The sequence below is a fragment of the Bradyrhizobium sp. genome (genome assembly GCF_049519115.1).
Lineage (GTDB): Bacteria > Pseudomonadota > Alphaproteobacteria > Rhizobiales > Xanthobacteraceae > Bradyrhizobium.
In genome coordinates, this window is the sequence record NZ_JBEKRB010000009.1 from 16,357 (window position 1) to 41,932 (window position 25,576).

Consider the following 25,576-nt stretch of genomic DNA (forward strand, 5'->3'; position numbering starts at 1 on the left):
CGCCAGTTGCGTAGACTTATCTGCGGTAGAAAACGCGTCAAAGGGTCCTTTCAATTCTAACATTTGCAAAAGTGCCTGCCTCAACGGAATGCAAATGTTAGAATCGGACCACTAGGTCGCGACGTTTTCAAACGGCCTGAAGCACTGCTGGGCCCATGCGCCGTAAAGTTCGCTGATCCTCTCGGAGTGAGCGACAAAGTTCGCACAGGCCTGCTTGGCGAAGTCGCCCTGAATCTCGATGGCCTCATCGAACGACCGCGCCGTGATCAGGCGCTCGACCAGGAAGCGGCCGGTAAGCCACGATTTTCGCGTGTAGTCGCCGTAAGCGAGCGCGATCGCCTGGGCGCCCGCCGTCTGTGGCGCATGCTCGCGCACCGGCGGCAGCACCTCCCCGCTCAAGGCGGTGACAGCTTCCGTTTCCACTGTCATGGCAACCGGTGCGACCTCGACCGGCGCAATCTCAACCGGCGCAATCTCAGCTGGAGCAATCTCAACTGGCGTGATCTCCACCGGCGTGATTTCGGCGGGTGTGACTTCTACCGGCGTGATCTCTTGCGCTGCTTCCATCGGCGCCATGATGGCGTTGACGGGATCGACTTCGGGCCTCGCCTCACCCTTCTTTTCGCCTTTCGCCTTCCGTTGATCCGTCTTGCGGTTGCGCTGGCGTGACCTGGCGGCGGCCTTTTCTTCTCGTGTCGTCGGCATGATCACGCTCCCATCACATGCAGTTACAAAGCAATAAGTCAGGAGTTCGCCGCGATTACGTTTGAATCGCGGTTATGCCCTGTTCGTTGCGCGGCGTTGATGTGGTGATGAACCTGGCGGCGGGACGATAGGCGCAACTGAGTTCCCGCTAATTGCATCCTTTCGTCATGGCCGGGCATAACCGTCTGAAGGACGGCGTCGCTTCCGCCCGCCTACGCCCGGCCATCAACGGCTTCCTTTTTGATGCTCTAAAAACGTGGATGCCCGGCACAAGGCCGGGCATGACGACTCAATAGTCACTTCGCATCAGGATGCTCGATCTTCCGCTTCGATCTGTTCGAGCGAGGCACGCAGTTCGGCAACGACCGCATTGTAATATTCGTTCAGCCGCTCCGAGCTTTTGAGTTGCGCCTGAAGCATCTCCGTACGTTCGAGAGATTCCGCAAGTGCCGGCGTGATCGGCTCCGCCTCGGAAACTTGTCCGTCTCCCGACATCGATGAAGGATTGCGACGTGCCATTTTACTCACTCACATGATGGATCCTAAGCAGGATCATCAAGCGCCGGGTTTTTGGGATTTATGGGGCACTTCCTTGCCGCTTCGATGGTCGAACAAGGCCAAACTAGGGACTGCCCGCCTCAATTCGGAACCGCACTGAAAACAAAAGAAAGCCGCCCCGAAGAGCGGCTTTCCATTCAACACGAAAAAATCCAGGTCTGGCCTTGCGGCGTCAATCCCTCAGGATGAGGGAAACCGCGCTAACCGCCCGCTTCGCACTTCTTCATGAAGGAGTTCTTGGCGGCGCCGGCGAGCGGCTTGCCTTCGGAGCTTACGGCCTTGGTGGCGCAGCTATCGGCCATGCACTTCTTCATGAACGAGGTCTTGGCAGCACCGGCGAGCGGCTTGCCGTCCTTGCCGACGGCCTTGGTGTCACAGCTTTCCTGCGCAAAAGCGGCGCCACCGGTAAACGCGACGACCAAACCGGCCAGCATGATTTTTCTAAGCATTTTTGACTCCCCGGGAAATATTGAACGCCTGCCGATTTGATCGTAGACGATCGTTCTCCGCAAGGGAAAAGCGCTACTCGAACACGACTTCGATCTGGTTGTCGCGTTTATGGGCGATCTTGCACAGGCGGTGCAGTTCTTCCGACACCACCCCGAGCTTGAAGCGCTCCGGCACGCCGGCGGTCGAGATCACCTGAATCATCGCGCCTGACTTGGAAAGCCCGCGGATGGTACTTTCGATGGTCGAGCGGCCGCCGTTGAAGGTGATCAGGCCGGCCTTCAATACGCGACGCAACAGGCCGGACTCCGGCTGTTGTTCATGCCACATCTGGCAATTGTTGCGGCCCGTGGCCTTGGCCGCATAGAGCGCGGTATCGGCGCGCTTGAGCATCTGGTCGACGTCGATATCGCTGCCGTCGAGCGCGGCGACGCCAAAACTTGCGGTGAAGCGCACCGGGCTATTTTCACCCTCGACCCGGCATCGCGCGACTGCGGCGCGGATTTTCTCGGCCACTGCGAGCGCGGCCTTGGCCCCGGTATGCGGCAACAGGGCCACAAATTCCTCACCGCCGAAACGGCCGATCGTGTCGGTCGAGCGCAGTTCGCCCCGGCACGCCTCGACACAGGCCCGCAACACCAGATCGCCGACGCCGTGACCATGGGTGTCGTTGATGGACTTGAAATGATCGAGGTCGAAGAAGATGCAGGCAAGCTCGAACTTGTGGCGCCGTGCGAGCGAAATCGCCCGCGAGAATTCCTCGCGCAGCGCGCGGCGCGACAAGGCGCCGGTGAGCGCGTCGCGGGTCGCCAGCGTGCGAAGCTCGAGTTCGCTCGTCACGGTCTTGGCGAGGTCGACGAGAATGGCGAGTTGCGCGTTGTCGAATGGCCGCGGCTGATCGTGCATCGCGCAAAGCGTGCCGACCGCATCGCCTTCCGGCGAGCGGAGCTGAACGCCGGCATAGAAGCGAACGAAGGGCGCGCCAGTGACAAACGGATTATTGGCAAACCTTAGGTCTTGCAGCGTGTCCGGAACGACGAGCGGCCGCGGATGCTGGATCGCCGCATTACACAGCGATGGACCGCGTTCGGTTTCCTGATTGGGCATGCCTTGTTGCGACTTGAACCATTGCCGATGGCCGTCGATCAGGGTGACGGTCGACATCGAGACGCCGAAGATGCTTCGGACCAGGCGGGTGACGCGGTCGAATGCCTCCTCCCGCGGAGTATCAAGCACGTCATAGTTGTCCAGCGCCGCGAGCCGGTCCTGCTCGTTGCGCGCGCCTGGTTGAACGTAATCGCCGGCTTGGTGTCCCATCTACGTACAATTACGGGTGAACGTTTTCGATTCCGTTTGGCTTTATTGTTAACGGTCTCTTATCGCCGATCTAGCCAGCTTTTTGGGGCCGCTTGCGGCTCTTCGCACTAGCCTTGACCCTATTCTTGGTCGGCTTTTTGGCCGACTTTTTGGCTGCGCTTGTGCCTTCGCTCTCCAGCGCCTTTCGCACCTTGGCAAACTCATCGAGCGAGCCCTTGGCGACGCGGGGGAAGCGCAAATTGAGTTCTTCCAGCGCGCTGACGATGACCGAGCCGATCACCACGCGGGCAAACCATTTGTGGTCGGCCGGCACCACATACCACGGCGCAAACCGCGTCGAGGTGTGCCGGACGATGTCCTGATACACGGCCATGTATCGCGGCCAGAAGGCGCGCTCGGTGACGTCGTTCATCGAGAACTTCCAGTTCTTTGCGGGCTGTTGCAGCCGGTCGAGGAACCGTTCGCGTTGCTTCTTTTTCGAGATGTTGAGGAAAAATTTCAGGACCATCGTGCCGTTGCGCGACAGATAGCGCTCGAATGCGGCAATGTCCGTGAAGCGCTCCTGCCAGATGTGGGAGCTGATCAGCTTGCTCGGGAGTTTTTCCTTCGCGAGCAGTTCGTGATGCACCCGCGTCACCAGGCATTCTTCATAGTAGGAGCGATTGAAGATGCCGATGCGGCCGCGCCCCGGCAGGGCGATCATGGCGCGCCACATGAAGTCGTGGTCGAGTTCATGGGCCGTCGGCTGCTTGAACGACGTGACTTCGCAGCCTTGCGGGTTGACGCCGTCGAAAATGCTCTTGATCGCACTGTCCTTGCCGGAGGCATCCATGCCCTGAAAGATCACCAGCAGCGACCAGCGGTCCTGTGCATATAGTTTCTCCTGAAGATCGTTGAGGCGCTGGCGGTTGGCTTCGAGGACTTTTTCGCCTTCGTCCTTGTCGAGGCCGCCCCTTTCGCCGGTGTTGTGCAATTTCAGATGAAACTCGCCTGAGCCGTCGAACCGGAACGGCGCAACAAAAGGCTTCAACCGCTCGGTCACGGGCCGCTTGGGCTTTTTGCTCATGGATCATCCTAAAGCTAAAAAGACTTTCGCACTAAAAAGGTCTCTCCTCACCTCCCCAAAAAGGGGGAGGTCGGCGAGCTCGAAAAGCGCTCGCGCTTCGAAGCGAGCCGGGAGGCGGTCACGTAACCTCACCTTTGCTGGCCGGTTCTCTGCTGCACCGAACACTGACCCCCACCCCACCCCTCCCCCTTTCAGGGGAAGGGAGCGCACCACCCACGGCTCAATAAAGCCGCTTAAAACTGGGCCTCGAGAAACGCACTCACAAAGCGTGGCATCGCGGGCACAAGATCGGAACGCGACCGCACCAGATGCACGGCATGCAACTCAGGCTGAGTCTCACGGGCAAGATTGGCCTCAATCCGCAGCCGAAGCGCCTCGCCGGTCAGTTCGACCTGCAATATCCGAATCATCGCAATCGATGGCCCAGCAAATACGCAGCTCCAGTGCGTGTCCATGGTGTAATCGGCCGCATCGAGGCCGGTTTCCTCGGCGACCTCGCGCACGATACTGCCGGCGAGATCGAGCTTGCCGTCCCTGACATCGTCGGGATCGGGTGTGCCGGCCGGAAAATAGATGCGGCCGGCATTCGCGGTGTGCGCGCCCATTTCGCCGAGCAGGAACGCGCCGTCGGAAGAGCGCAGCGCACCCATGCCAAAACCGTTGAAGACGCTCGTGTCGGGAAAGTCCCAGTCGCGCCACGCCAGAAAATTCGCGAAGTCCGTCTCGAAGAAATCGGCGCTGAAGTGATCGCCGGCATGAATTGCGTTGCGGCCGAGCAGGACGCGGCCGTTCCACAGTTCAGGCTTCTCGCGCTGCTTGGCGGCAAAATGCGCGTCGATCTCGACGCGCCGCTCCGCTGCAAACGGCCACGCAAAGCTGCGCACTTTCAGATCAAGCGTCGCGACGCGATGAATCTCGGGCGGGGTCATACAGACACCGGCGGCGAGGTTTTACTTCGCATTCGAGCCCGTGGTCTTCCCGGCGCGATCGACAAACGTATTGGTGTAGGTCTTGGTCACATCGATGTTGGCCTTGGCGACTTCCGGCGAGCTCTCGCTGAACATCGCCAGCACGGCGTCCGCGCCTTTGGGGTCCATCTTGCCGGTCTCGGAATACATCGGGATCGTGTTCTTCAGCGCGGCGAGATAAAGTTCGGTGTTCTTGCCGACCATCTCGGGCGGCATCTTCGCCATGATCTCCTGGGGCGAATGGGCGTGTATCCAGGCAAGCGTGCCGAGCATCGCATCGGTCAGCGCCTGCACTTCCTTGTCGTGACCGGCGACCCAGGCCGCCGTCGAATACAGCGCGCCGCCGGGATATTCGCCTGCGAATACCTCAAAGGTGTCCTTGGCGGTGCGGGTATCGGAGAGAATGCGCAGATCAGGATGGCTGCCTTGCAGCACGGTGACGGAGGGATCGAGCATCACGGCGGCATCGATCTGGCCTTGCTCCATCGCCGCGACCGACGTGCCGCCCAGCCCGACGCCGATCACCGCGACGCTTGCCGGGTCGACGCCGTTTTTCTTCAGAAGATATTTGAGAAAGAAATCGGTCGATGAGCCCGGCGCGCTGACGCCGACTTTCTTGCCGGCGAGATCCTTGATGGATTTGACGTCGGCGGTATGCGACGGCGACACCAAAAGCACCAGGCCCGGATAGCGGTCATAGACCACGAACGACACCAGTTCCTGCTTCTTGGCGGCGAGATTGACGCAATGGTCGAAATAGCCGGAGACGACGTCGGCGCTGCCGCCGAGGACCGCTTTGAGCGCATCCGAGCCGCCCTTGAGGTCGACGAGTTCGATGGCGAGGCCTGCTTTTTCATACTCGCCGAGCTGTTTCGCCAACACGGTCGGCAGGTAACAGAGGCAGGCGCCGCCGCCGACCGCGATCGTGACTTTGGTTTGCGCCTGAGCCGGCTGGAATCCGGAAATCATGGCGAGCGCCACGAAGGCCAAGGCTGCCTGTTTGAGCCTGATGTTCACGATTTCCTCCGCGCCGGTCCCTTGTTTCGCACAGGATAGAACAGTGGGGCAAAGATGAGAAGCTGGCATAAGCCGCTCGGTCATGGCCGGGCTCGACCCGGCCATCCACGTCTTTGCATCCTCACAGAGAAAGTAAGACGTGGATCACCGGGTCAAGCCCGGTGATGACAAGTGGCGGATGCGCATCGTCCCGCTACGACGCGAAACCTTACGCCCTCGCCTCGCCCGCGTTGGGACGCCAGACCAGAAGACGCCGTTCGACCATGCTGACAAAGATATCGATCAGGATGACGAAGGCCGACAGCACGAACATGCCGGCAAAGACGCCGGCGACGTCGAACACGCCTTCGGCCTGCTGGATCAGGTAACCGAGCCCCGCTGCCGAACCGAGATACTCGCCGACCACCGCGCCCACCACGGCAAAGCCGACCGACGTGTGCAGCGAGGAGAACATCCACGACAGCGCCGACGGCCAGTAGACATGGCGCATCAGCTGGCCCTCGTTCATGCCGATCATGCGGGCGTTGTCGCGAATGGTGGTCGAGACTTCCTTGACGCCCTGATAGACGTTGAAAAACACGATGAAGAACACCAGCGTGACGCCGAGCGCCACCTTGGACCAGATCCCGAGTCCCAGCCACAGCGCGAAAATCGGTGCCAGCACCACGCGCGGCAGCGCATTGGCCATTTTGACGTAGGGGTCGAACACGGCGGCGACCAGCGGCTTGCGCGCAAACCAGAACCCGACAGCAACGCCCAAAAACGATCCGATCGCAAAGGCGAGGATCGATTCCCACAGCGTGATCGCCAGATGCTTCCAGATCACCCCGGTTACGAACCAGTCGACGATCTGGCTACCGACCGCGAGCGGCGTCGAGAAGAAGAACGGCGGCAGCAGCATGCGGCCGAAGATCGGCACCGTGGCCAGGATTTGCCACAGCGCGATCGCCACGACCGCAACCAGCACCTGAAGGGAAAGAAGCGTCACGCGGGGCATTGAGCAAATCCGATAATTAAAGATCCGTCATGGCCGGGCTTGTCCCGGCCATCCACGTCTTTGCTTCCACATCAACGAAGACGTGGATGCCCGGCACAAGGCCGGGCATGACGAGAATTGACGTTACGGCTTCGAGAACGTGCCGATCAGGCCGGTAGCCTGCAACACATGGCCGTCGAGCGCCTTCTGCGCCTCTGCGCGGTCGAGACCGGCCGCGAGCGCTTTCGGATCGAGGTCGGTCGCCATCAGTGTCAGCGTGTAGTGATGGATCGGGCCGGGCGGTGTGCAGGGGCCGAAATAGTTCGCGAGCTTCATCAGGCTGGTGCCGCCGACATATTTGTCGCTCGGCTTGGAGACTTCACCTTCGGCAAAGCCGGTCACCGAAGCCGGAATGCCATAGGCAACCCAGTGGCTGACGCCGCCGGGCGGACGCCCTTCCGGATCGAACATGAAGATCGCGAAGCTCTTGGTGCCGGCGGGCGGATTGGACCAGGAGAGCGCGGGCGAGACGTTCTCGCCGACGCAATTCGGGTTGGTCTTGTTGTTGCCGGCGAACTTCGTCGCCAACCGCTCGCCGTCCTTGAAGCTCGGCGAGGTCAGCGTGAACACGCCTTGCGCACTGGCGGGAGAAACGCTCAAGGCCGCAAGAGCAACTGCTCCGGCCAGAATTGAACCACGTAGGAACATGACATCTTCCTTTTGTTTGCCTTGGTAGTTGCCTTGGGTTGTTGCCTTGGGTTGTTTACCCTTGATGACGTGCCCGGGATCCCCTGCCTCTGATTGCTGGTTTTTGGGGTGGGCTCGTTTTTGGCGCGCGGAGTGTAGCTTCGCGCCCCGTGAGATCAAGATCACCTGCCCGCCGGAGGCGTCTCGTGACAAAGCCGTGAACGAGCAGGGAATAATCATCGATCTCCGTTGTTATATTTGGCCGCCCAGGCGGGACCATCCTTCGCAAAACCGCCGTCAGCCGGCGATTTTGGTGGATTGGGCGTAGCCCTTCATTACCTCGCCTTTCAGCGCGTCCCAGATCTCGCGGTGCAGGTCATGGAAGGCCTTGGTCAGCCGGACCTCGGTGATGTCGCGCGGCCGCGCGAGAGGAACACGCCAGTCGCCGATGATGCGCGCGGACGGACCCGCGGACATGATCACCACGCGGTCGGCAAGCCCGATCGCCTCCTCCAGATCGTGGGTCACAAACAGCACCGCCTTGCGGTCCGCGCTCCAGAGCTCGAGCAGCAGGTTGCCCATGATCTGGCGCGTCTGGGCATCGAGCGGCCCGAACGGCTCGTCCATCAGGAGAATCTTGGGGTCGCGGATCAGGACCTGCGCGAGCCCCACGCGCTTGCGCTGGCCGCCGGAGAGCATGTGCGGGTAGCGATGCGAAAAGGCGCCAAGGCCGACCCGGTCGAGAAAGCCTTGCGCCCGCTCCAGCGCCTCGCGGCGTGGCGTGCCGTCGACTTCGAGCGCGATCGCGACATTGTCGATCGCGGTCTTCCAGGGAAACAGCGCATCGGCCTGGAAGAGATATCCAGCCTGCCGGTTGAGCCGGGTCAGCGGGCCGTCGAAAATCCGCACCGTGCCGCCGGCCGGCGCCAGAAGCCCGGCTGCGACATTGAGCAAGGTCGATTTGCCGCACCCGGTCGGCCCGACAATGGCAACGAACTCGCCCGGGGCCACCGTGAGGTTGGCCTTTTCGACCGCGGTATAGACGCGCCCGCCGGCGAGGCGGAATGCTACCGTGGCGTCCTGCAGCGCGACCGCCGTGGACGTCTTGTTCGTTATCGTTGGCTGTTCCACCCCGGATTTTCCTTAACCCTCTATTTAAGGACAGCCTTAGCGCCTTCGAACGACAAGTTCAACGCAAGGCCGTGACGTGGTAATCGGAAGGCGAGAGCCGCTTTGCGTGCAAAGCAGCCCGGCGCGTACCAGCGCACAAATGGAGGTTGCCGCCCTGATCGTCTTCGACCATGTCGGCAAGAGTTTCGATGGCGGCCGCGTCAAGGCCGTCGATGACGTCTCGCTTCATGTCGAGGACGGCGAGTTCCTCGCGATCGTCGGTGGCTCCGGCTCGGGCAAGACCACGCTGCTGCGGCTTGCCAACCGCCTGATCGAGGCGGATCACGGCCGCATCACGATTCAAGGCGAAGACGTGCGTACGGCCGATCCGGTCGCGCTACGCCGCCGCATCGGTTACGTGTTCCAGAGCGGCGGGCTGTTTCCGCATATGAGCGTCGCCACCAATATCGGCATCACGCCAAAGCTAAAGGGCGAACGCGAGGCTGACATCTCCGCCAAGGTCGATGAACTACTCGATCTGGTGCGGCTCGATCGCGGCGAATTTCGCGATCGCTTTCCGCATGAACTCTCCGGCGGCCAGCGCCAGCGCGTCGGCGTCGCCCGCGCGCTCGCGGCTCAGCCGAAGATCGTGTTGATGGACGAGCCGTTCGGCGCGCTCGATCCCCTGACCCGCGATGCGCTCTGCGACGATTACCGCGCGCTGCACGACCGCCTCGGCCTGACCACGGTCCTGATCACCCATGACATGACCGAAGCGATCCTGCACGCCGACCGAATCGCGGTGATGCACGGCGGCAAGCTCCTGGCAGAAGGCACGGCACCGGAGCTGGCGAAAACCGACTACGCCTATGTCGGCGAATTGCTGCGCACGCCGCGCCGGCAGGCCGAGCGTCTCAATGCGCTTTTGCCGCGAGGCGGCGCATGAGTTCATTCTCGAGTTTTCTTGCCGATCCACGCTGGGGCGAAGCGCTGGCGCATCTGCCGGACTATCTCGGCAGCCATGTGCGGGTCAGCGTGGCCGCACTGGCGCTCGGGCTTCTGGTATCGTTGCCGCTCGCGATCGTCGCGCGCAACCGCCCGGTGCTGCGCGGTCTGTTGCTCGGCTTGGCGAGTATCGTGCAGACCGTGCCGGGCCTGGCGCTGCTGGCGCTGTTCTATCCGCTGTTGCTTGCGGCCGCCTCGCTCTCGTTTGCCTGGTTCGGCTTCAGTTTTTCCGCGTTCGGCTTCCTGCCGGCGGTGCTGGCGCTGGCGCTCTATTCGATGCTGCCGGTGTTGCGCAACACCCTCACGGGGCTTCGCGGCATCGATCCCTCGATCCTGGAGGCCGCCCAGGGCGTCGGCATGACGCCGATGCAATCGCTGACCTCGGTCGAACTGCCGCTGGCGCTGCCGGTGATGATGGCGGGGATCCGCACCGCGGCGGTGTGGGTGATCGGCACCGCGACGTTGTCGACGCCGATCGGCCAGACCAGTTTGGGCAACTACATCTTTGCGGGGCTACAGACCCAGAACTGGGTACTGGTGCTGTTCGGCTGCGCGGCCGCAGCACTTCTCGCGCTCGCGGTCGATCAGTTGCTCGCCTTGACCGAGACCGGCCTGCGCACGCGAAGCAACTTCCGCACGGCGCTCGGTGGCGCCGGGATCGCCGCACTGGTCGCCGCCACGCTGGTGCCTTCGCTGTCGCGCTCCGCGTCGACTTATGTGGTCGGTGCCAAGACCTTTGCCGAACAATACGTGCTCTCGGCGCTGATCAGCCAGCGGCTCGAAGCCGCCAGCCTCCCGGCGACATCACGCGAAGGGCTTGGCTCCAACGTGATTTTTGAGGCGCTGGTGAACGGCGATATCGACGTCTATGTCGATTATTCCGGCACGCTGTGGAGCAACCAGTTTCATCACGTCGGGCTCAAGCCGCGGCAGCAACTGCTTGATGATCTGAAGGCCGAACTGGCGCGGCAGAAGGTCAGCTTGCTGGGCGAGCTCGGTTTCGAGAACGCCTATGCGCTGGTGATGCCGAGAAAGCGCGCCGAAAAGTACGGCATTCGCACGGTCAGCGATCTCGTCGCCATCGCGCCCGCGTTGTCGATCGCCGCCGACTATGAATTTTTCTCGCGGCCGGAATGGACGGCGTTGCGCACGGCCTATGGTCTGAATTTCCGTGAGCAACGCCAGATGCAGCCGGACTTCATGTATGCGGCAGTGGCGTCCGGCGAGGTTGACGTGATCGCGGGCTACACCAGCGACGGACTGATCGCAAAATACGACCTGATTACGCTCGACGAACCCAAGGCCGCGCTCCCGCCTTACGATGCGATCCTGCTGATAGCGCCCAAGCGCGCCGACGATCAGGCGTTGCGGCAGGCGCTGCAACCCCTGATCGGCCGCATCGATATTGCCGCGATGCGCGAGGCCAACCTGCGCGCAGCCGGCGGCGACGGCAACGCGTCGCCCGATGCGGTGGCGCGCTGGCTCTGGGAAAAAATCAAATCAGAAAAGACCAACAGATAGACGACGCGCGATGGAGAAGATCCATCGCGCGTCGATTTCACGATCAGAACCCGCCATGGTTCATATGGTTCGGCGTGCAGTTGTAGTCATTGCTGGCATCCCAGCCGCCGCGCACGCGCCAGGCGCTCCAACCCATATAATCGGTTTCCTTGTTATAGGGGTTGCCCGGTTCGTGGTCGGCACAGGCGCTGGCCTGGGCGTAGGCATTGGCGACATGCGTGGAGCGTTGCTGCGCGAAGGAAGGCACTGCCAGCGTGGCGTAAGCGGCGACGGCGGCGATACCGAGAAGCGAAAGTTTGGTCATGATTATCTCCTCTTGATCATCCCGGTGATGGCTGAGAGCGCGATCCGAAAGAAAAGGGAGGCGGCTCTTTCGTTGCTGCTCAAGCCAACACCAAAACACTGACCCGTTCGTCGCCACCCCGAATCATCGTCACCACTTCCGATCTTCGTTCGCTGGCATTGCCGGCGACAAATGGAGACGAACCGGTCGATGCGATGAATCTAATCTCGCTGTGGCCGGGACCAACTAAAGAAACATTTATTGAGGCTTAAAGTATTTTTTAGAAACGAGGTTGTGTCGGAACCAATCGCGGCCGGAGCACCAACAACCCGCGCAGGTGGTTAACGCCTTAGTGCGCGATCAGCAGCGGAACGCCAGCGTCTCGTAACAACGACCGGGTGATGCCGCCAAAGATCATTTGAGCGGTTCGCGCACGGCTATAGGCGCCGATCACGATGAGATCCGCAGCGTGCTCCCTGGCGTGATCCAGGATAACCTTGGCGATAGGCTCGCCCCGTGACGCCGTCTGCTTGACGGAAACCTTGGCCCCGTGACGGCTGAGGTAATGCGCGATGTCCGCCCCCGGCTCCTCGCCGTGACGGGGATTCTTCCCGGCATCGACGAGGAGGATCGTGACCGACTTCGCTTCAACAAGCAGCGGAAGCGCATCGCTGATCGCGCGCCGCGCCTCGCGGCTGGCATTCCAGGCCACCACGACGTGTTCGACCGCGGAGGCGTTCCACGATTCGGGCAGCAGGATAAACGGCACACCGGTGGCAAGCAGCAGTGCCTCAGGGGACCATTGAAGAGGCAATCCACCGCCTTGCCCGGCGCAGGCAATCACAAGGTCGGCGTGCAGCGAATTCAGCGCGATATCGTCGCCGAAATCGCCCCGGGACAGAGCACGAAACTCGAAGCCGATACCCTCGTCGCGGCAGACAGCGCACAGGCTTCGTTTGGCATGCTCAATCGCTTCAGCTTCCTTCGCCTTGTGCAGGACGATCACCTCCCTGACAGCCTTGTGGCCCTGAACGAGGGATTCCGCGGTGCTGCCGTTGAAAAGAGGGGGCGTCATGAAGATGCCGACGAGATGCGCCCCGTGGCGATGCGCAAGTCTGGCGGCATAGGCGGCGCGGGCCTCGCCGGAGGGCGTTGGTTCGAACAATACGGCGATGCTTTTAAACGGCATTGATAGCTGCCTCAGCGTTACTGGTTGCTCCCGGATAGCCTCACCGGCCGGTCGCGGCATTGATCAAGCTCAATGAGTGACCGGCATGACCGGATCTGCCGAGTTCAGGCTTCCGCGGGGGACGCCCAGGTTGCGGCCAGAGCTGCATGAAAACCCCTTGCACTGCTCCCGGCGATATGACCGTAATTTCGGATCGGCGAAATGAGCCTTTCGCGGCGGCTGTGAGCCGATGGTAGCGCAGGCCGCTCAAGACGTTTCGAGGGGGCACGATGAAGTTCAGGCGTTTGGTCCAACTGGCCGCGATATCAGTCGCTTTGACAACAGCAGTAAGCGCTTCCGCTCAGCAGGTGCTGAAGGTGGGCTCGACGCCGACCGGCGCTCCCTTCACCTTTCTCGACACCAAGACCAACACCATCGAAGGCCTGATGGTCGATCTCATCACCGCGATCGGCAAGGACGCCGGGTTTTCGGTCCAGGTCGAACCGATGCAGTTTTCCACGCTGGTCGCCTCGCTGACATCCAACAAGATCGACATCATCTCGGCCGCGATGTTAGCTACCGCGGCGCGCAAGGAAGTGATCGACTTCTCCGATCCGGTCTATACCTATGGCGAGGGGCTGATCGTTCCCAAGACCGACGGCAGAAATTATACAAGCGCCGAAGACCTCAAGGGCGAGGTGGTCGGCGCGCAGGTCGGCACGGCCTATGTCGATGCCTTGAAAAAGACCGGGCTGTTCGCCGAGGTGAAGGCCTACGACACCATTCCCGACATCCTGCGCGACGTGAATACCGGCCGCCTCAAGGCGGGATATGCCGACTATCCGATCCTCGCCCACAACCTCAGGCAGGGCAGCTTTCCGGAGGTGCGCCTGGTCGAGAGCTACAAGCCGGCCACCATCGGCACCGTGGCGATCGGGGTGCGCAAGGGCGATCAGGAGCTGAAGGCGAAGATCAACGCTTCGCTCGCCAAGCTGAAGGAAACCGGCACACTGGCGAAGATCCTCGACAAATGGGGACTTGGCGGCAAGGGCAGCTGAGCTGCTCGCATTTTATCTGATCGATGGAAAAATTCCTTCGCGACGCCACCGAGTTTGTACCGATCCTGTTGCAGGGCGTGGGGCTGACCATTCTCGTCACGCTCGGCTCGCTGATCCTCTCGACCATTCTCGGCCTGCTATGGGCCATGATGCGGGTTTCCGGCATTCGCGTGCTGAGCTGGACCAGCGCCTGCCTGATCAATCTCATTCGCGGCATTCCGATCATCGTATTGTTGTTTTATCTTTATTTCGTGATGCCCGATTTCGGCATCACGCTGACGGCACTACAGGCCGCGATCCTCGGACTGGGCATTGCCTATTCGGCCTATCAGGCCGAGAATTTTCGCGCCGGCATCGAAGCGATCGACAAGGGACAGATCGAGGCGGCGCAGGCGATCGGCATGGGATGGTGGCTGACCATGCGCCGTGTGATCCTGCCGCAGGCCGTGCGCATCGTGCTGCCGCCCTACGGCAATGTCATGATCATGCTGCTGAAGGATTCCTCGCAAGCCTCCACCATCACGGTCGCTGAACTTGCGCTACAAGGCAAACTGATCGCGTCCTCGACCTTCAAGAACACCAGCGTGTTCACGCTGGTGGCGCTGATGTATCTCACCATGAGCATTCCGCTCATCCTTCTGGTTCGGCACTTCGAGAAGAAGGCGGGCAAAGGATGATCGAGCGATGATCGAGCTTCGCGACGTTCACAAGAGCTTCGGCAAAAACGAGGTGCTCAAAGGCATCACGGCGTCGGTTGGCAAAAGCGAGGTCGTCTGCATCATCGGCCCGTCAGGCTCGGGAAAATCGACCATCCTGCGCTGCGTCAACGGGCTGGAAAGCTATGAGGCCGGCGACGTCCTTGTCGAAGGTGCGCGGGTTGAACGCCAGGCGGCGTCCATCGTGCCGATCCGGACAAAGGTCTCGATGGTGTTCCAGCGCTTCAACCTGTTTCCGCATCGGACGGCACTGGAAAACGTCATCGAGGGCCCGATCTATGTGAAGCGCGAACCGCGCCGTGACGCGATCGCGCGCGGCCACGAGCTGCTGGCGAAGGTCGGCCTCGCAGACAAGGCCGATGCGTTTCCGGCGCAGCTTTCCGGCGGCCAGCAACAGCGTGTCGCGATCGCGCGTGCGCTCGCAATGCAGCCGAGCGCGATCCTGTTCGATGAGCCGACCTCGGCGCTTGATCCCGAACTGGTCGGCGACGTGTTGTCGGTGATGCGCAAGCTTGCCGAGGACGGCATGACGATGCTGGTCGTCACCCACGAGATGGGATTTGCCCGCGAGGTGGCCGACCGCGTGCTGTTCATCGATGGCGGGGTGGTCGTCGAACAGGGCAACGCCAAATCGCTGCTCAGCCAGCCGCAGCATCCGCGCACGCAGGATTTCCTGCGCCGCGTGCTTCATCCTTTATGAAACCGACATGACAACGACAGCGACGAATTCTCTTCCTTTGCCGCCGAGCCTGTATGCGGCGACCGCCGTGCCGCCGCTTCAATTGCCGCCGCTCGACGCCGACCGCAACGTGGCTGTGGCGATCGTCGGCGGCGGCTTCGCGGGCCTTTCGACCGCCTTGCATCTCGCCGAGCAGGGCGTCGAAACGCTGGTCCTCGAAGCCCGTGAGCCCGGTTGGGGCGCTTCCGGCAACAATGGCGGCCAGCTCAATCCGGGCCTGAAACTCGATCCTGATACGGTCGAGGCCGAATTCGGCGGCGATCTCGGGGCGCGGATGATCGCCTTTTCCTACAACACGCCGGTCTTCACGCTCGAGCTGATCCGCCGGCTCGGGATTGCCTGCGCCGCCCGCCAGAACGGCACCCTTCGCGCCGCCTATCACGAGAGCCACGCCCGCGCGGTGGAGGCCACGGCAACACAGTGCATCCGGCGCGACATGCCGGTCCGCCTGCTCGATCGCCAAGAGTTACGGCAAATAACCGGCACGGATCGCTATCTCCGCGCCTTGTTCGATGCGCGGGGCGGCGACGTCCACCCGCTGAACTACGCCCGGGGCCTCGCCCGCGCCGTGCTGGCGGTGGGTAGCGCGATCCACGCCCGGACCCCGGCGGTATCGCTTTCACGGGAAGGCACGCGATGGCGGATCGACACGCCGCGCGCGATTATTCGCGCCGACAAGGTCCTGATCGCCACCAACGGATTTTCGGACGATCTGTGGCCCGGTCTTAAGCGCACCATCGTGCCCCTGTTCAGTTCGATCGCGGCGACGGCGCCGTTGCGTGAGGACGTCGCGCGCGAGATCATGCCGACCCGCTCGGTGCTCTATGAGAGCGGCCACATCACCGTCTACTACCGCGTCGATACGTCAAACCGGCTATTGATGGGAGGACGCGGTCCGATGCATTGGATCAGCGACCCCAACGCGGTCGCCTACCTGATGCGCTATGCCGAGCGACTGTGGCCTGCCGTTCGCGGCATCGCCTGGACCCACGGCTGGAATAGCCGCCTGGCCATGACCGCCGATCATTATCCGCATGTGCATGAACCCGCGGCCGGCCTGCTCGCTTATCTCGGCTGCAATGGCCGAGGCGTCGCGCTTGCGACCGCGATGGGACAGCAGCTGGCCAGGCGCCTGATCGGCGGCGAAACAACGCCGATCGACATGCCCTTGACCGCCATCAAGCCGATCCGCTTTCATGCGGCATGGCCGGTTGCGGTCAGAAGCGCCGTCATGGTCGGCCGGCTGCGCGACCGGCTTGGCCTTTGAAGGCCGCGTAACCGACTCGGTTTTATAAAGCTTTGATGAAACTTCGGAGCCAAAGCTTAGGACGCGACGCGAAGCTCGGGACCAAATCCCGTCTTGGCTTTGCCTTGCTTTTGCCGCAACCGGCGCGGGATTGCGGTATCGCATGGGCAATCGTCGGCCGAGGCGTGCTTCGTTAACCAAACAAGCCTCGATTGTGAAAGCTTTTTTGGCATCAAGTCATAAAGCCATTTTTTTGCCCTGATAGATCAACATCATTTTCATGCGGTGAATTTGGTTGACGCGTACTCCGCAGTAAATTTCGCGCAGGAATTTCAGACGGGGGGCGAGTGAATCCTGCAGCGAGAGCGCAATGGATACGCTTTACGATTTGCTTGGGGCTCTTCCACAAGACGATGCCGAAGGCCTGAGGACTGCGTTTCGCAGGGCGGTCAAGGGTGCCCATCCCGATTTGCGTCCCGACGATCCGGACGCTGCGATAAGATTCCGCCAGATCGTCCGCGCCAACGAAATCCTCTGCGACCGGGATCAGCGCGCGGCTTATGATCATTTGCTGGTGCTCGCGCAGATCGAGAAAGACCCGGCGGCTGCGCATCCGATCGCGGCGAAAATCCACAAGATCGCTTCCGGTGTGCTGGCGTTCGCCTCGCTCTCGATCGTCAGCACCGGCGGCTATCTCCTGTTCATGCATATGTCGGTGGCGCTGGTGTCTCCGATCGGCAGCTTCCCGGTTTCGCACGCTTCCGCCAACGCGATCGATCTCAGGTCGCGGCTTTCCGACAGCATCGCCGCCGTCAGTTCAGTGGATGCGCCGGATCCGGCCGCGGTGAACGCCTTTATCGCCGCGAGAGCCGAGGGCACCTCCGCGGGCCTCGTGAACGCCATGGCGATGGCTCCGGCGTCTGATACGGAAGGGGCCTCACCGTCCGGCGTCTCCGGTTATGATCCCGCGCCCGACACCGCAACCGTCATTCACCCCCGCGACGTTTCAGCACGCGAAGTTTCAGCTTTCGGCAGCGGCGATGTCGCGGCCGTCATGGTCAATCCCAACCAGGTGACGCAACTCGACCGGAAATTCACGGCACCCTATGTCGACCGCGGCATTCTTTTTTTCCGCGATCAAAAAGACGACCGCAGCTTCCCTGATCTGCCACCGTTGAAGCGCGCCGAGAAGCCGGGCCACCCGAAGTCGCTGCTCGCGACAGCCGCGAAAGGGCATCAGGACGCGCCACCGAAGACCGTGCCGTTGCCGATCCCGCGGACGGTACCGCGCTTTGTGTCGCAGCAGCCGTGGTACGCTGCCGCGACCTTCCAGTAAGACAGCCTTCAGGCGACTTCGAGCAGGATATCGGCCAGCTGGTCGGGCCTGTCGACCATCACGTCATGACCCGAGGCGACTTCATAGGTCTTCCAGCCCGGCATCGCCTTCATTTTCGCCAGCGTCTCGTCGAACACCGGGCTCTTGAAGCCGGTCGCGCGGATATAGGTCTTGCGGGCGATTTTCTCGTAGGCGCTGGCCGCCGTCACCTTCTCCACCACGGCCGCGAGCGGATGCGGCGTGCATTTGGCATCGACCCAGGCGCGGTCTTTTTCGTTGACGTTGAAAGCTGCGGCCGGCACCGGCTTTGCGACGAGATCACCGCGCGCCACGGCTTCCTCAAGCGCCTTGCGTGGGCCGGGATTGGCAAGCGAGATCAGGCTGTCGCCGACCTGCGGCACGAACGCATCGAGATAGACAATGGACCCAACCTGCGGGCCGATTTGCTCGGCGGCTTGCGTGATTACGAAGCCGGCGGAGGAATGGCCGACCAGCACGACATCCTTCAAATCCTCCCACTTGATCAGGTTCGCCACGTCATTGGCATGCGTGGTCAGGTTGACATCCCTGGTCAGTAGATGCGAGCGGTCAGCCACGCCGGTGAGCGACGGCGCATAGACCTTGTGCCCTTTTCTCTCCAGCACGTCTGTGACGCGGCGCCAGCACCAGCCGCCGTGCCAGGTGCCGTGAACCAGCACGAAGGTTTTTGGCGCCGTTTGGGCTTCACCCCTGCTCCCAACCGCGGTGAGCGCAGCCGTGACGGCCAGGGCGCCAAGCGCAGCACGGCGCGTGGTCTCGACAGAAGCCGCCGGCATGGAAATCTCCTTCCAATCTCTCTTATGTTTGACGGGCTGCGACGTCACGCCGCCGGCCCGCCGCGCCGTCGGAACATCGAGAACTGAAAGCGCTGCTTAGCATTTTTGGGCGTGGCGTGATCATGCGGGCGGGAGTCCAGCAGGATGAACTCCTCACCCAATTCCTTCGCCAGTCCCGCCGCATCGTAACGGTGGACCGGCAGCCCGCTGCATGTTTCCGGACCGTCAGTGGCGAAGCTTGCGATGATGGCGTAGCCGCCGGAGACCAGCGCCTGCTTCAGCCGCGCGATATAGGCCGCGCGGTCGGCCGGCTCGATCAGAAAATGAAAAGCACCACGGTCATGCCAGATGTCGAAACGCTGCGCAGGCTCCCACGCCCTCACGTCGACGACGATCCACTGGACCTGGCTGGCGCGCCGGCCGAGCCGTAACGCCGCGAGATCGAGCGCGGCCGCGGAGATGTCCAGCACCGTGACGTGGCGGAATCCGCGTTCCAGAAGACCGTCGGCCAGCCGCGACGCCCCGCCGCCGATATCGATAATGGCCGCGTCCCGGCTAGGCTGCGCCTGTTCAATCCATTCGAGCGAGGGCACAGGACTATCCTGAAACCAACTGACGTCGGCTTCATCTCGGGTGGTGGTGTAGACCGCTTCCCAATGGTCCCTCGGGTTTGCTTGCGTCATGAGATCAGCACTCATTCGCCGAGCAGCTTGGCCGAGGCGAGGTCGGCCGTGGCGCGGGAATCGCCCTTGGCCTCGTAGGCGAGCCCACGGGTCTTCAGCGCCCTGCCGTTATTGGCATTGAGGCGGATGGCATTGTCGAGGTCGACGAAAGCGTGGATGGCGTCTTCCTTCTTGAAATAAGCGAAACCGCGTTCGGTGTAATAATCAGACAAAGCATGATCCTTGCCAAGACGCTCGCTGCCGCCGGCCATGGTTGCCTCCGTGCCGGGACCGAGCTTGATGGCCTGGCTGCATTCCGTGATCGCGGAATCGTATTCTTTTTTAAAATTGTAGATGGCGCAACGGTTGTAGAAGGCGTCGGCATATTTCTTGTCGATCTTCAGCGCTTCCGCGAAGTCCGAAAGCGCCAGGTCATAATCCTGCTTGGTCCGCCGCTCGACGCCGCGGCTAAGATATTGACGCGCCAGCACATGGCCGGTGTAGCGCCTGGACTGAATGGCGCGCGAACAGGCGTCGATCGCCGCATCGCCGGATTCCTTGATGCATATGTTGGCATCATCGCCCGCGGCTTGAGCCGTGAGCGAGCCGGCCAGCAGGCCCCCTCCGGTCACAAGCACGCAGGCGCAATACGCCCAAAATCCCCCTGGCATGGCTCCCCTCCCGTCCGGATTGTTTTTCGGATCGGGCTTGAGAATAGCACGCTAAATCGAGACGAAAAGCGAAGAAGCCGTGACAGCTAGCTATGCAGGCCGGGCGCCTGGGGACGGGCACCAACCGTCTCCAGATACTTCCTGGCTTGTGCTGTGGAAGCACGACGATAGCCGGCGGCGCTAACTCCGGATTTTGCGCATCTGCAAAGCCGATGCTACTACTCGGAATTGCCGATTATCGTGGTCTAATCTTTCTGCCGGGTGGCTTGCATATACCATGAACCGCCGGAAACCGTGGCACCAGCGCGGTTCGCCGGCGATCACCAAACGAATGCGCGAAGCGAAGATATGAACCAGCCAGGGTACTCTTCGGAATTCTGCAGCATGTGATCAAAATTGCTCACTTTCAAAATTTAAGTATCGGCGAGGTTTTGATCTGAATCAACGTCGTGTGATGCGCCTCATAAGCATCCTAAGGTTATGAGCGATCAGACAGTCATTCCGCACTTCATTGGCAGCGTCGACAAGGGCGGCGGCGAGCGACTGCCATCCGTCCTGAAAGCGTTTTCGGGCCCGGAGCGTCGCTCGGTCGATAGCTACGAGCGCGAGTTGGCCCAGTACAGATTCATGGAAATCCGCCTGCGCGACGCGTTGGCGGAGAGTGGGGCGCGGCTGCGTCAACAGGACGAGTTGATCCGCAAGCAGGAGCTCCTGAGCAGGGAATCCGATCATCGGCTGATGAACGACCTGCAGATGACCATCAGCCTGCTTTCGTTACAGAGCCGATCAGCGCAAACCGCGGAAGCCGCCGCGCAACTGCCATCGCGGCCAATCGCGTTTCCATGATTGCGCGTATCCATCATCGCATCCATTCCTACGACGGGGTGCAAGTGATCGAATTCAGAAAATTCCTAGAGGACTTCGCGCGCGACTTCTCCGCCATGCTGTCGTCGAATGAGTGCCCCGAGCAGGTGCTCGTCGAAGGCGTCGAGATCAATGTGCCGGTCACGACCGCGATTCCGCTCGGCTTCATCGTCAGTGAACTGATCACCAACGCTGCGAAATATGGCAACGGCCGGATTGCCGTCCGCCTGCAACCCGATCCTGCCCATGGCTACGCGCTTTCAGTTTCCAATAACGGGCCGGCGTTGCCTGAAGGTTTCGACCCCGCCGCCAGCAAGGGTCTGGAAATGAAGATCATCCAGTCGTTCGCAAGGCAGATCGGCGCAGAGTTGCGGATCGGCCGCAGCAACGACGGCGAGGGCGCGCGATTTACCGTGCTGTTTTCCGGAATCGCCTCGGAAACCATGCCGCGGACGATAAACGGAGAAACAACCGCATCGTCAGCATCAAGACGATCAGATTAGAAAAAGGGATCCCCAAATGAACCGTATTCGAGTTGCAGCGATTGTCGGCGCTGGAATGATGTTCGCGACAGCGCCAGCCTGGGCCGGCGTGACGAGTATTGCCGGTCCGCAATTAATGAAGCCCGACCAGCAAGTCGAGCAGATCAGGTACGTCAATCCGGAAGCCATCATCGGCGGCGTGATCTCCGGCGTGCTGGGCGGGGTTGTCGGGGGCAACTGCTATTTCAACGACTGCGGCTATGACGACGGCTACTACGGAGGCGGGGGAGGCGGCTACGGTGGCGGTGGACGCGGATATCGTGGCGGCGGTCGTGGCGGCGGCGGCGGCCACGCGGGCGGCGGTGGCCATGGGGGCGGCGGCCATGCGAGCGGCGGTGGCCATGCGAGCGGCGGTGGCGGTCACGGCGGCGGCAGAAAATAGAGCCTTAGAGCCGTCGGCCAGCGTCGGTCAACACCCACGGTCAACGGTCTTCAGTTGTGAAAAAGTGAAATCGAATCCAATCGCCAAATCATCCAATCCAGAATTCAACCCGGTATGGGAGCATTAGAAATGCGGAAGCTGAGCGTTTCGGTCCTGATCGTTGCATCTGCGGCCTTTGCCGCAACTTTGGGCCAGGTGGAGGCAAGGCCATATGGACCACGCCACGCACCCTTCGAACGTATTTGCGCCGAACGGGGCGGGCCGACTCATCGTCCCGAAATGGCGGCTCTCCTGGCGGAATATCTCGACCTGAATGACGCACAAAAGGCCGCTTTCAAGCCATTCCACGACGCACGCAAGAAGTCGCTTGAAGATGCCAAAGCCGCTCTCTGCTCCAACAAACCGGATCTGACGTCGTTCGAGGCCCGTCTCGTCTTCGGTCAGAACTTGCTTGAGGCGCGGCTGACGGCGTTGAAAGCGGAAAACCCGTTGCTGATCGCGTTCTATAACAGCCTGGACGACCGGCAGAAGGCGAAGTTCGACCGATTCCGCGAGCGCCGCGGCCAGGAGTGAAAGAGCACGATATTTCTTCGCATTCAAGGAAGCGCGCCTTGCCGGGCGGATGCGGCGCCTTTGTCGGGGACCGACAACAGCCGTCGGGGCTACAAGGGCGGCCGCAACTTTTCATTTGGATGAGGGCTTTTTGTCTCTTCCTCCGCCAAGAGTCTCAAGAGCATCTGCCGTTGCGCTTCGTCGCAAGGCTCTGCGAGGCGTTTCCTGTACAGGACAAGATTTTGCACGTGAATGAACTTATCCAATGGATGCCTCCCGTGGATGCGGTCGATGCTGGGGGCACTATGCCTGTTCAAGTTCGACGGCGGCGGTCAATATTGCTCAGTCACAAAAATTTCGCCGATCGGCTATTGACGGGTCGTCGGAACGATCGCTATTGAGGCAAATTGTTGTTTCACTGCCGGATGCAATGCGTCACCCGGGGCATCCGATGAACGACGGCCTCGGCACGCCCCCGCGCTGAGGCCGTTCTCTTTTGCACCATTCGCTTCCGGAGTTTGCGGCTCGTTGGGTGGCGAATGTCAAATCCACTCCACTAACTATGCAGGCTTTTAGCTATGCAGGCTTTTAGCTATGCAGGCTTTTAGCTATGCAGACCTGGCGCCTCGTGGCCGGAGCGGGCGACATATTCGGTGTAGCCGCCGCCATATTGACGGATGCCCTCGGGCGTCAGTTCGAGCACCCGGTTCGACAGCGCGGCGAGAAAATGCCGGTCGTGCGAGACGAACAGCATGGTGCCCTCATATTGCGCGAGCGCTGCGATCAGCATCTCCTTGGTGGCCATGTCCAGATGGTTGGTGGGCTCGTCCAGCACCAGGAAGTTCGGCGGATCAAAAAGCATGATCGCCATCACGAGCCGCGCCTTTTCGCCGCCCGACAGCACCCGGCATCGCTTCTCGATGTCATCGCCGGAAAAGCCGAAGCAGCCGGCCAGCGCGCGGAGCGAGCCTTGGCCGGCTTGCGGAAACGCATCCTCCAGCGACTGAAACACCGTGCGTTCGCCGTCGAGAAGGTCCATCGCGTGCTGGGCGAAGTACCCCATCTTGACACTGCCGCCCAGCGCCACCATTCCGTCATCGGGTTCGGTCGAGCCCGCCACCAGTTTCAACAGCGTGGACTTGCCCGCGCCGTTCACCCCCATCACGCACCAGCGCTCGCGCCGGCGGATCATGAAGTCGAGAGAATCGTAGATGACGCGGCTGCCATAGGCCTTCTGCACGCCTTTCAGGCTGACGACGTCTTCGCCGGAACGCGGCGCCGGCGGGAAATCAAACGCCACCGTCTGGCGGCGGCGCGGCGGCTCGACCCGCTCGATCTTTTCGAGCTTCTTCACCCGGCTTTGCACTTGGGCTGCATGCGAGGCGCGCGCCTTGAAGCGCTCGATGAATTTGATTTCCTTGGCCAGCATCGCCTGCTGACGCTCGAACTGCGCCTGCTGCTGCTTTTCGGAAAGCGCGCGCTGGGTCTCGTAGAATTCATAATTACCGGAATAAGTCGTCAGCGAGCCGCCGTCGATCTCGACAATCTTGTTGATGATGCGGTTCATGAACTCGCGATCGTGCGAGGTCATCAGCAGCGCGCCGTCATAGCCTCTCAGGAATTGCTCGAGCCAGATCAGGCTCTCGAGATCAAGATGGTTGCTTGGCTCGTCGAGCAGCATGACGTCCGGACGCATCAGGAGAATGCGCGCCAGCGCCACGCGCATCTTCCAGCCGCCCGAGAGCGCGCCGACATCGCCCTCCATCATTTCCTGGCTAAAGCTAAGACCGGCGAGCACTTCACGGGCGCGGCCCTCGAGCGCGTAACCGTCGAGTTCCTCAAAACGGTGCTGCACCTCGCCATATTGGGCGATGATCTCTTCCATCTCTTCGGCACGAGAGGGATCCGCCATCGCGGTTTCCAGCACCTTCAATTCGCTCGCGACCGCAGCGACCGGCCCTGCCCCGTCCATCACCTCGGCAACGGCGCTGCGGCCACTCATCTCGCCGACGTCCTGGCTGAAATAGCCGATCGTGATGCCGCGGTCGGTCGAGACCTGGCCCTCGTCCGGCAATTCCTGGCCCGTGATCATCCGAAACAACGTCGTCTTGCCGGCGCCGTTGGGGCCGACCAGACCCGCTTTCTCGCCCTTCTGGAGCGCGGCGGAGGCTTCGATGAACAGAATCTGGTGGCCGATCTGCTTACTGATATTGTCGAGACGGATCATGCGTGCGTGTAGCCCGAAAGGAGTTTCGGGCCGCTCTTACGCATGATCCGGAAAAGTGGCAACCGGTTTTCCGAAAAGATCATGCGCGGAGAGAGCATGATGGGACAAAGGGGAAGCGTACTGCACTCGCTGTTCTAGGACTCCCTCCCCCTGAAAGGGGGGAGGGTTGGGGTGGGGGGCCAATTCCGATAACTGGAAGCACAGAGAACGAGCGATGACACAGTAGAGAAATCTGACCCCCCTCCCCCTTTCTGGGGAGGTAAACAAGCATCGACGGCGAATATCGCTATTTCAGTTCCGTGATCACCGCACTCGCCGAGCCCCGCACCACCAGCTCGGTGTGGGTACGGTCGCGCTTGTTGAAGCGGATATCGCCGGATTTGTACTCGTTCACCACGGCCTTGCCGTTCGGCTCGGTCGATTGCAGCGGCGAGTCCTCAAGATACACCACCACGACATCCTTGTCGTGGAAATGCATCGGCGTCGGATCGTTCAGGAACCAGCGATAATGCCAGACGATGACACGGTCGTTTTCCAACAGCTTGTCGATATGCGGCCGCGGGTAAGCGTTGGGATAGCCGGTATTATTGGCCAATGGCGCGACGGGATGATTTTTCAGATCGATGACGATGGTGCGAAATCCGGGAACGCCCGCGGTCTCGCCCGCACGGCCAAATATGGCGGTGCCCTCGGCGAAGGAAATGGCGACAAAATCGTCCGGCATCGGTGCAATGCTTTCGATCGTGTCGAAGACCTTGACGCGCTCGTTGTCGATCACAGCCGGCGCAGGCTCCGCGGCGAAAACCTGCGCACCCGACAGCGCGAAGGCGAACAGGGCCATGAGGATCAGCATGCCGCGCTTTCGCATTTCGTTTCTCCCTTGTTGTTGTTTTTGAAGTGCCGTTCGCGCTGGACGCAACCGCCGCAACCGACGATCG

Annotated in this window: 28 protein-coding genes; 11 read left to right on the forward strand and 17 right to left on the reverse strand. The window is 61.5% G+C overall.

Annotation, left to right across the window (positions count from 1 at the left end):
- Nucleotides 1-111 precede the first annotated feature (111 nt).
- From ABSE61_RS09905 to ABSE61_RS09950, 10 genes are all read right to left on the reverse strand, one after another.
- Nucleotides 112-705: a phasin family protein gene (locus tag ABSE61_RS09905; protein ID WP_423870915.1), complete on the reverse strand. Its 594-nt coding sequence runs from the start codon at nucleotides 703-705 to the stop codon at nucleotides 112-114.
- Nucleotides 706-1,011: 306 nt separating this feature from the next.
- Nucleotides 1,012-1,224, reverse strand: coding sequence for a hypothetical protein (locus ABSE61_RS09910; RefSeq protein ID WP_423870916.1), 213 nt, complete (start codon nucleotides 1,222-1,224; stop codon nucleotides 1,012-1,014).
- Between the two features lie 239 nt (nucleotides 1,225-1,463).
- Nucleotides 1,464-1,712 carry a hypothetical protein gene (locus ABSE61_RS09915; protein WP_423870917.1) on the reverse strand — a complete coding sequence of 83 codons (249 nt, stop codon included), beginning with the start codon at nucleotides 1,710-1,712 and terminating at the stop codon, nucleotides 1,464-1,466.
- A gap of 73 nt (nucleotides 1,713-1,785) precedes the next feature.
- Nucleotides 1,786-3,027: a sensor domain-containing diguanylate cyclase gene (locus ABSE61_RS09920; RefSeq protein ID WP_423870918.1), complete on the reverse strand. Its 1,242-nt coding sequence runs from the start codon at nucleotides 3,025-3,027 to the stop codon at nucleotides 1,786-1,788.
- A gap of 70 nt (nucleotides 3,028-3,097) precedes the next feature.
- Complete coding sequence (locus ABSE61_RS09925; protein WP_423870919.1) at nucleotides 3,098-4,093, reverse strand: polyphosphate kinase 2 family protein; 996 nt, start codon at nucleotides 4,091-4,093, stop codon at nucleotides 3,098-3,100.
- A gap of 233 nt (nucleotides 4,094-4,326) precedes the next feature.
- Entirely contained in the window at nucleotides 4,327-5,022 is a 696-nt protein-coding gene (locus ABSE61_RS09930; RefSeq protein WP_423870920.1) for an NUDIX hydrolase, read from the reverse strand.
- A 21-nt stretch (nucleotides 5,023-5,043) separates the two neighbouring features.
- Entirely contained in the window at nucleotides 5,044-6,030 is a 987-nt protein-coding gene (locus tag ABSE61_RS09935) for an ABC transporter substrate-binding protein (RefSeq protein WP_423871038.1), read from the reverse strand.
- Between the two features lie 256 nt (nucleotides 6,031-6,286).
- Nucleotides 6,287-7,075: an ABC transporter permease gene (locus tag ABSE61_RS09940; protein ID WP_423870921.1), complete on the reverse strand. Its 789-nt coding sequence runs from the start codon at nucleotides 7,073-7,075 to the stop codon at nucleotides 6,287-6,289.
- A gap of 123 nt (nucleotides 7,076-7,198) precedes the next feature.
- Nucleotides 7,199-7,762: a YbhB/YbcL family Raf kinase inhibitor-like protein gene (locus ABSE61_RS09945; RefSeq protein ID WP_423870922.1), complete on the reverse strand. Its 564-nt coding sequence runs from the start codon at nucleotides 7,760-7,762 to the stop codon at nucleotides 7,199-7,201.
- A gap of 276 nt (nucleotides 7,763-8,038) precedes the next feature.
- The gene (locus ABSE61_RS09950; RefSeq protein WP_423870923.1) at nucleotides 8,039-8,872 is read right to left on the reverse strand and encodes an ABC transporter ATP-binding protein; all 834 of its coding nucleotides are present in this window, start codon (nucleotides 8,870-8,872) and stop codon (nucleotides 8,039-8,041) included.
- 139 nt (nucleotides 8,873-9,011) lie between these two features.
- Between ABSE61_RS09950 and ABSE61_RS09955 the strand changes: the two genes are divergently transcribed.
- Nucleotides 9,012-9,797, forward strand: a complete 786-nt coding sequence (locus ABSE61_RS09955) for an ATP-binding cassette domain-containing protein (protein ID WP_423870924.1) — start codon at nucleotides 9,012-9,014, stop codon at nucleotides 9,795-9,797.
- Nucleotides 9,794-11,377, forward strand: coding sequence for an ABC transporter permease/substrate-binding protein (locus tag ABSE61_RS09960; RefSeq protein ID WP_423870925.1), 1,584 nt, complete (start codon nucleotides 9,794-9,796; stop codon nucleotides 11,375-11,377). Before ABSE61_RS09955 ends, ABSE61_RS09960 begins: the two co-directional genes overlap by 4 nt.
- A gap of 43 nt (nucleotides 11,378-11,420) precedes the next feature.
- On the opposite strand, the gene ABSE61_RS09965 is transcribed toward ABSE61_RS09960, so the two are convergent.
- Together ABSE61_RS09965 and ABSE61_RS09970 are read right to left on the reverse strand one after the other, a co-directional pair.
- Complete coding sequence (locus ABSE61_RS09965) at nucleotides 11,421-11,681, reverse strand: hypothetical protein (protein WP_423870926.1); 261 nt, start codon at nucleotides 11,679-11,681, stop codon at nucleotides 11,421-11,423.
- A gap of 328 nt (nucleotides 11,682-12,009) precedes the next feature.
- A complete protein-coding gene (locus ABSE61_RS09970) occupies nucleotides 12,010-12,849 on the reverse strand; it encodes a universal stress protein (RefSeq protein WP_423870927.1) in 840 nt (279 codons plus the stop codon).
- Nucleotides 12,850-13,118: 269 nt separating this feature from the next.
- Between ABSE61_RS09970 and ABSE61_RS09975 the strand changes: the two genes are divergently transcribed.
- From ABSE61_RS09975 to ABSE61_RS09995, 5 genes are all read left to right on the forward strand, one after another.
- Nucleotides 13,119-13,886 carry an ABC transporter substrate-binding protein gene (locus ABSE61_RS09975; RefSeq protein ID WP_423870928.1) on the forward strand — a complete coding sequence of 256 codons (768 nt, stop codon included), beginning with the start codon at nucleotides 13,119-13,121 and terminating at the stop codon, nucleotides 13,884-13,886.
- A 23-nt stretch (nucleotides 13,887-13,909) separates the two neighbouring features.
- Entirely contained in the window at nucleotides 13,910-14,563 is a 654-nt protein-coding gene (locus ABSE61_RS09980) for an amino acid ABC transporter permease (RefSeq protein WP_423870929.1), read from the forward strand.
- Nucleotides 14,564-14,570: 7 nt separating this feature from the next.
- Nucleotides 14,571-15,302, forward strand: a complete 732-nt coding sequence (locus ABSE61_RS09985; RefSeq protein ID WP_423870930.1) for an amino acid ABC transporter ATP-binding protein — start codon at nucleotides 14,571-14,573, stop codon at nucleotides 15,300-15,302.
- Between the two features lie 7 nt (nucleotides 15,303-15,309).
- Entirely contained in the window at nucleotides 15,310-16,608 is a 1,299-nt protein-coding gene (locus ABSE61_RS09990) for an NAD(P)/FAD-dependent oxidoreductase (protein ID WP_423870931.1), read from the forward strand.
- Nucleotides 16,609-16,957: 349 nt separating this feature from the next.
- Complete coding sequence (locus ABSE61_RS09995) at nucleotides 16,958-17,923, forward strand: J domain-containing protein (protein ID WP_423870932.1); 966 nt, start codon at nucleotides 16,958-16,960, stop codon at nucleotides 17,921-17,923.
- A gap of 8 nt (nucleotides 17,924-17,931) precedes the next feature.
- Here the strand turns inward: ABSE61_RS09995 and ABSE61_RS10000 are convergent, their stop codons facing one another.
- The 3 genes from ABSE61_RS10000 to ABSE61_RS10010 are packed head-to-tail and all read right to left on the reverse strand — an operon-like array spanning nucleotide 17,932 to nucleotide 20,071.
- Nucleotides 17,932-18,738 carry an alpha/beta fold hydrolase gene (locus ABSE61_RS10000; RefSeq protein WP_423870933.1) on the reverse strand — a complete coding sequence of 269 codons (807 nt, stop codon included), beginning with the start codon at nucleotides 18,736-18,738 and terminating at the stop codon, nucleotides 17,932-17,934.
- A 44-nt stretch (nucleotides 18,739-18,782) separates the two neighbouring features.
- Entirely contained in the window at nucleotides 18,783-19,421 is a 639-nt protein-coding gene (locus ABSE61_RS10005; protein WP_423870934.1) for a class I SAM-dependent methyltransferase, read from the reverse strand.
- An 11-nt stretch (nucleotides 19,422-19,432) separates the two neighbouring features.
- Nucleotides 19,433-20,071 carry a tetratricopeptide repeat protein gene (locus ABSE61_RS10010; RefSeq protein WP_423870935.1) on the reverse strand — a complete coding sequence of 213 codons (639 nt, stop codon included), beginning with the start codon at nucleotides 20,069-20,071 and terminating at the stop codon, nucleotides 19,433-19,435.
- 480 nt (nucleotides 20,072-20,551) lie between these two features.
- On the opposite strand from ABSE61_RS10010, the gene ABSE61_RS10015 reads away from it, so the two are divergent.
- The 4 genes from ABSE61_RS10015 to ABSE61_RS10030 all read left to right on the forward strand — a co-directional run bounded on the left by ABSE61_RS10015 (nucleotide 20,552) and on the right by ABSE61_RS10030 (nucleotide 22,432).
- Nucleotides 20,552-20,917 (forward strand): histidine kinase dimerization/phosphoacceptor domain -containing protein, encoded by a 366-nt coding sequence (locus tag ABSE61_RS10015; RefSeq protein WP_423870936.1) that lies wholly within the window; start codon nucleotides 20,552-20,554, stop codon nucleotides 20,915-20,917.
- Entirely contained in the window at nucleotides 20,914-21,438 is a 525-nt protein-coding gene (locus tag ABSE61_RS10020; protein WP_423870937.1) for a sensor histidine kinase, read from the forward strand. The genes ABSE61_RS10015 and ABSE61_RS10020 overlap by 4 nt, the downstream gene beginning before the upstream one ends.
- A gap of 16 nt (nucleotides 21,439-21,454) precedes the next feature.
- Entirely contained in the window at nucleotides 21,455-21,859 is a 405-nt protein-coding gene (locus ABSE61_RS10025; protein WP_423870938.1) for a hypothetical protein, read from the forward strand.
- Nucleotides 21,860-21,988: 129 nt separating this feature from the next.
- Nucleotides 21,989-22,432, forward strand: a complete 444-nt coding sequence (locus ABSE61_RS10030) for a Spy/CpxP family protein refolding chaperone (RefSeq protein ID WP_423870939.1) — start codon at nucleotides 21,989-21,991, stop codon at nucleotides 22,430-22,432.
- Between the two features lie 583 nt (nucleotides 22,433-23,015).
- Here ABSE61_RS10030 and ABSE61_RS10035 read toward each other — a convergent pair.
- Together ABSE61_RS10035 and ABSE61_RS10040 are read right to left on the reverse strand one after the other, a co-directional pair.
- Nucleotides 23,016-24,638, reverse strand: coding sequence for an ABC-F family ATP-binding cassette domain-containing protein (locus tag ABSE61_RS10035; RefSeq protein WP_423870940.1), 1,623 nt, complete (start codon nucleotides 24,636-24,638; stop codon nucleotides 23,016-23,018).
- 286 nt (nucleotides 24,639-24,924) lie between these two features.
- Nucleotides 24,925-25,506 (reverse strand): cupin domain-containing protein, encoded by a 582-nt coding sequence (locus tag ABSE61_RS10040; RefSeq protein WP_423870941.1) that lies wholly within the window; start codon nucleotides 25,504-25,506, stop codon nucleotides 24,925-24,927.
- Nucleotides 25,507-25,576: the final 70 nt, after the last annotated feature.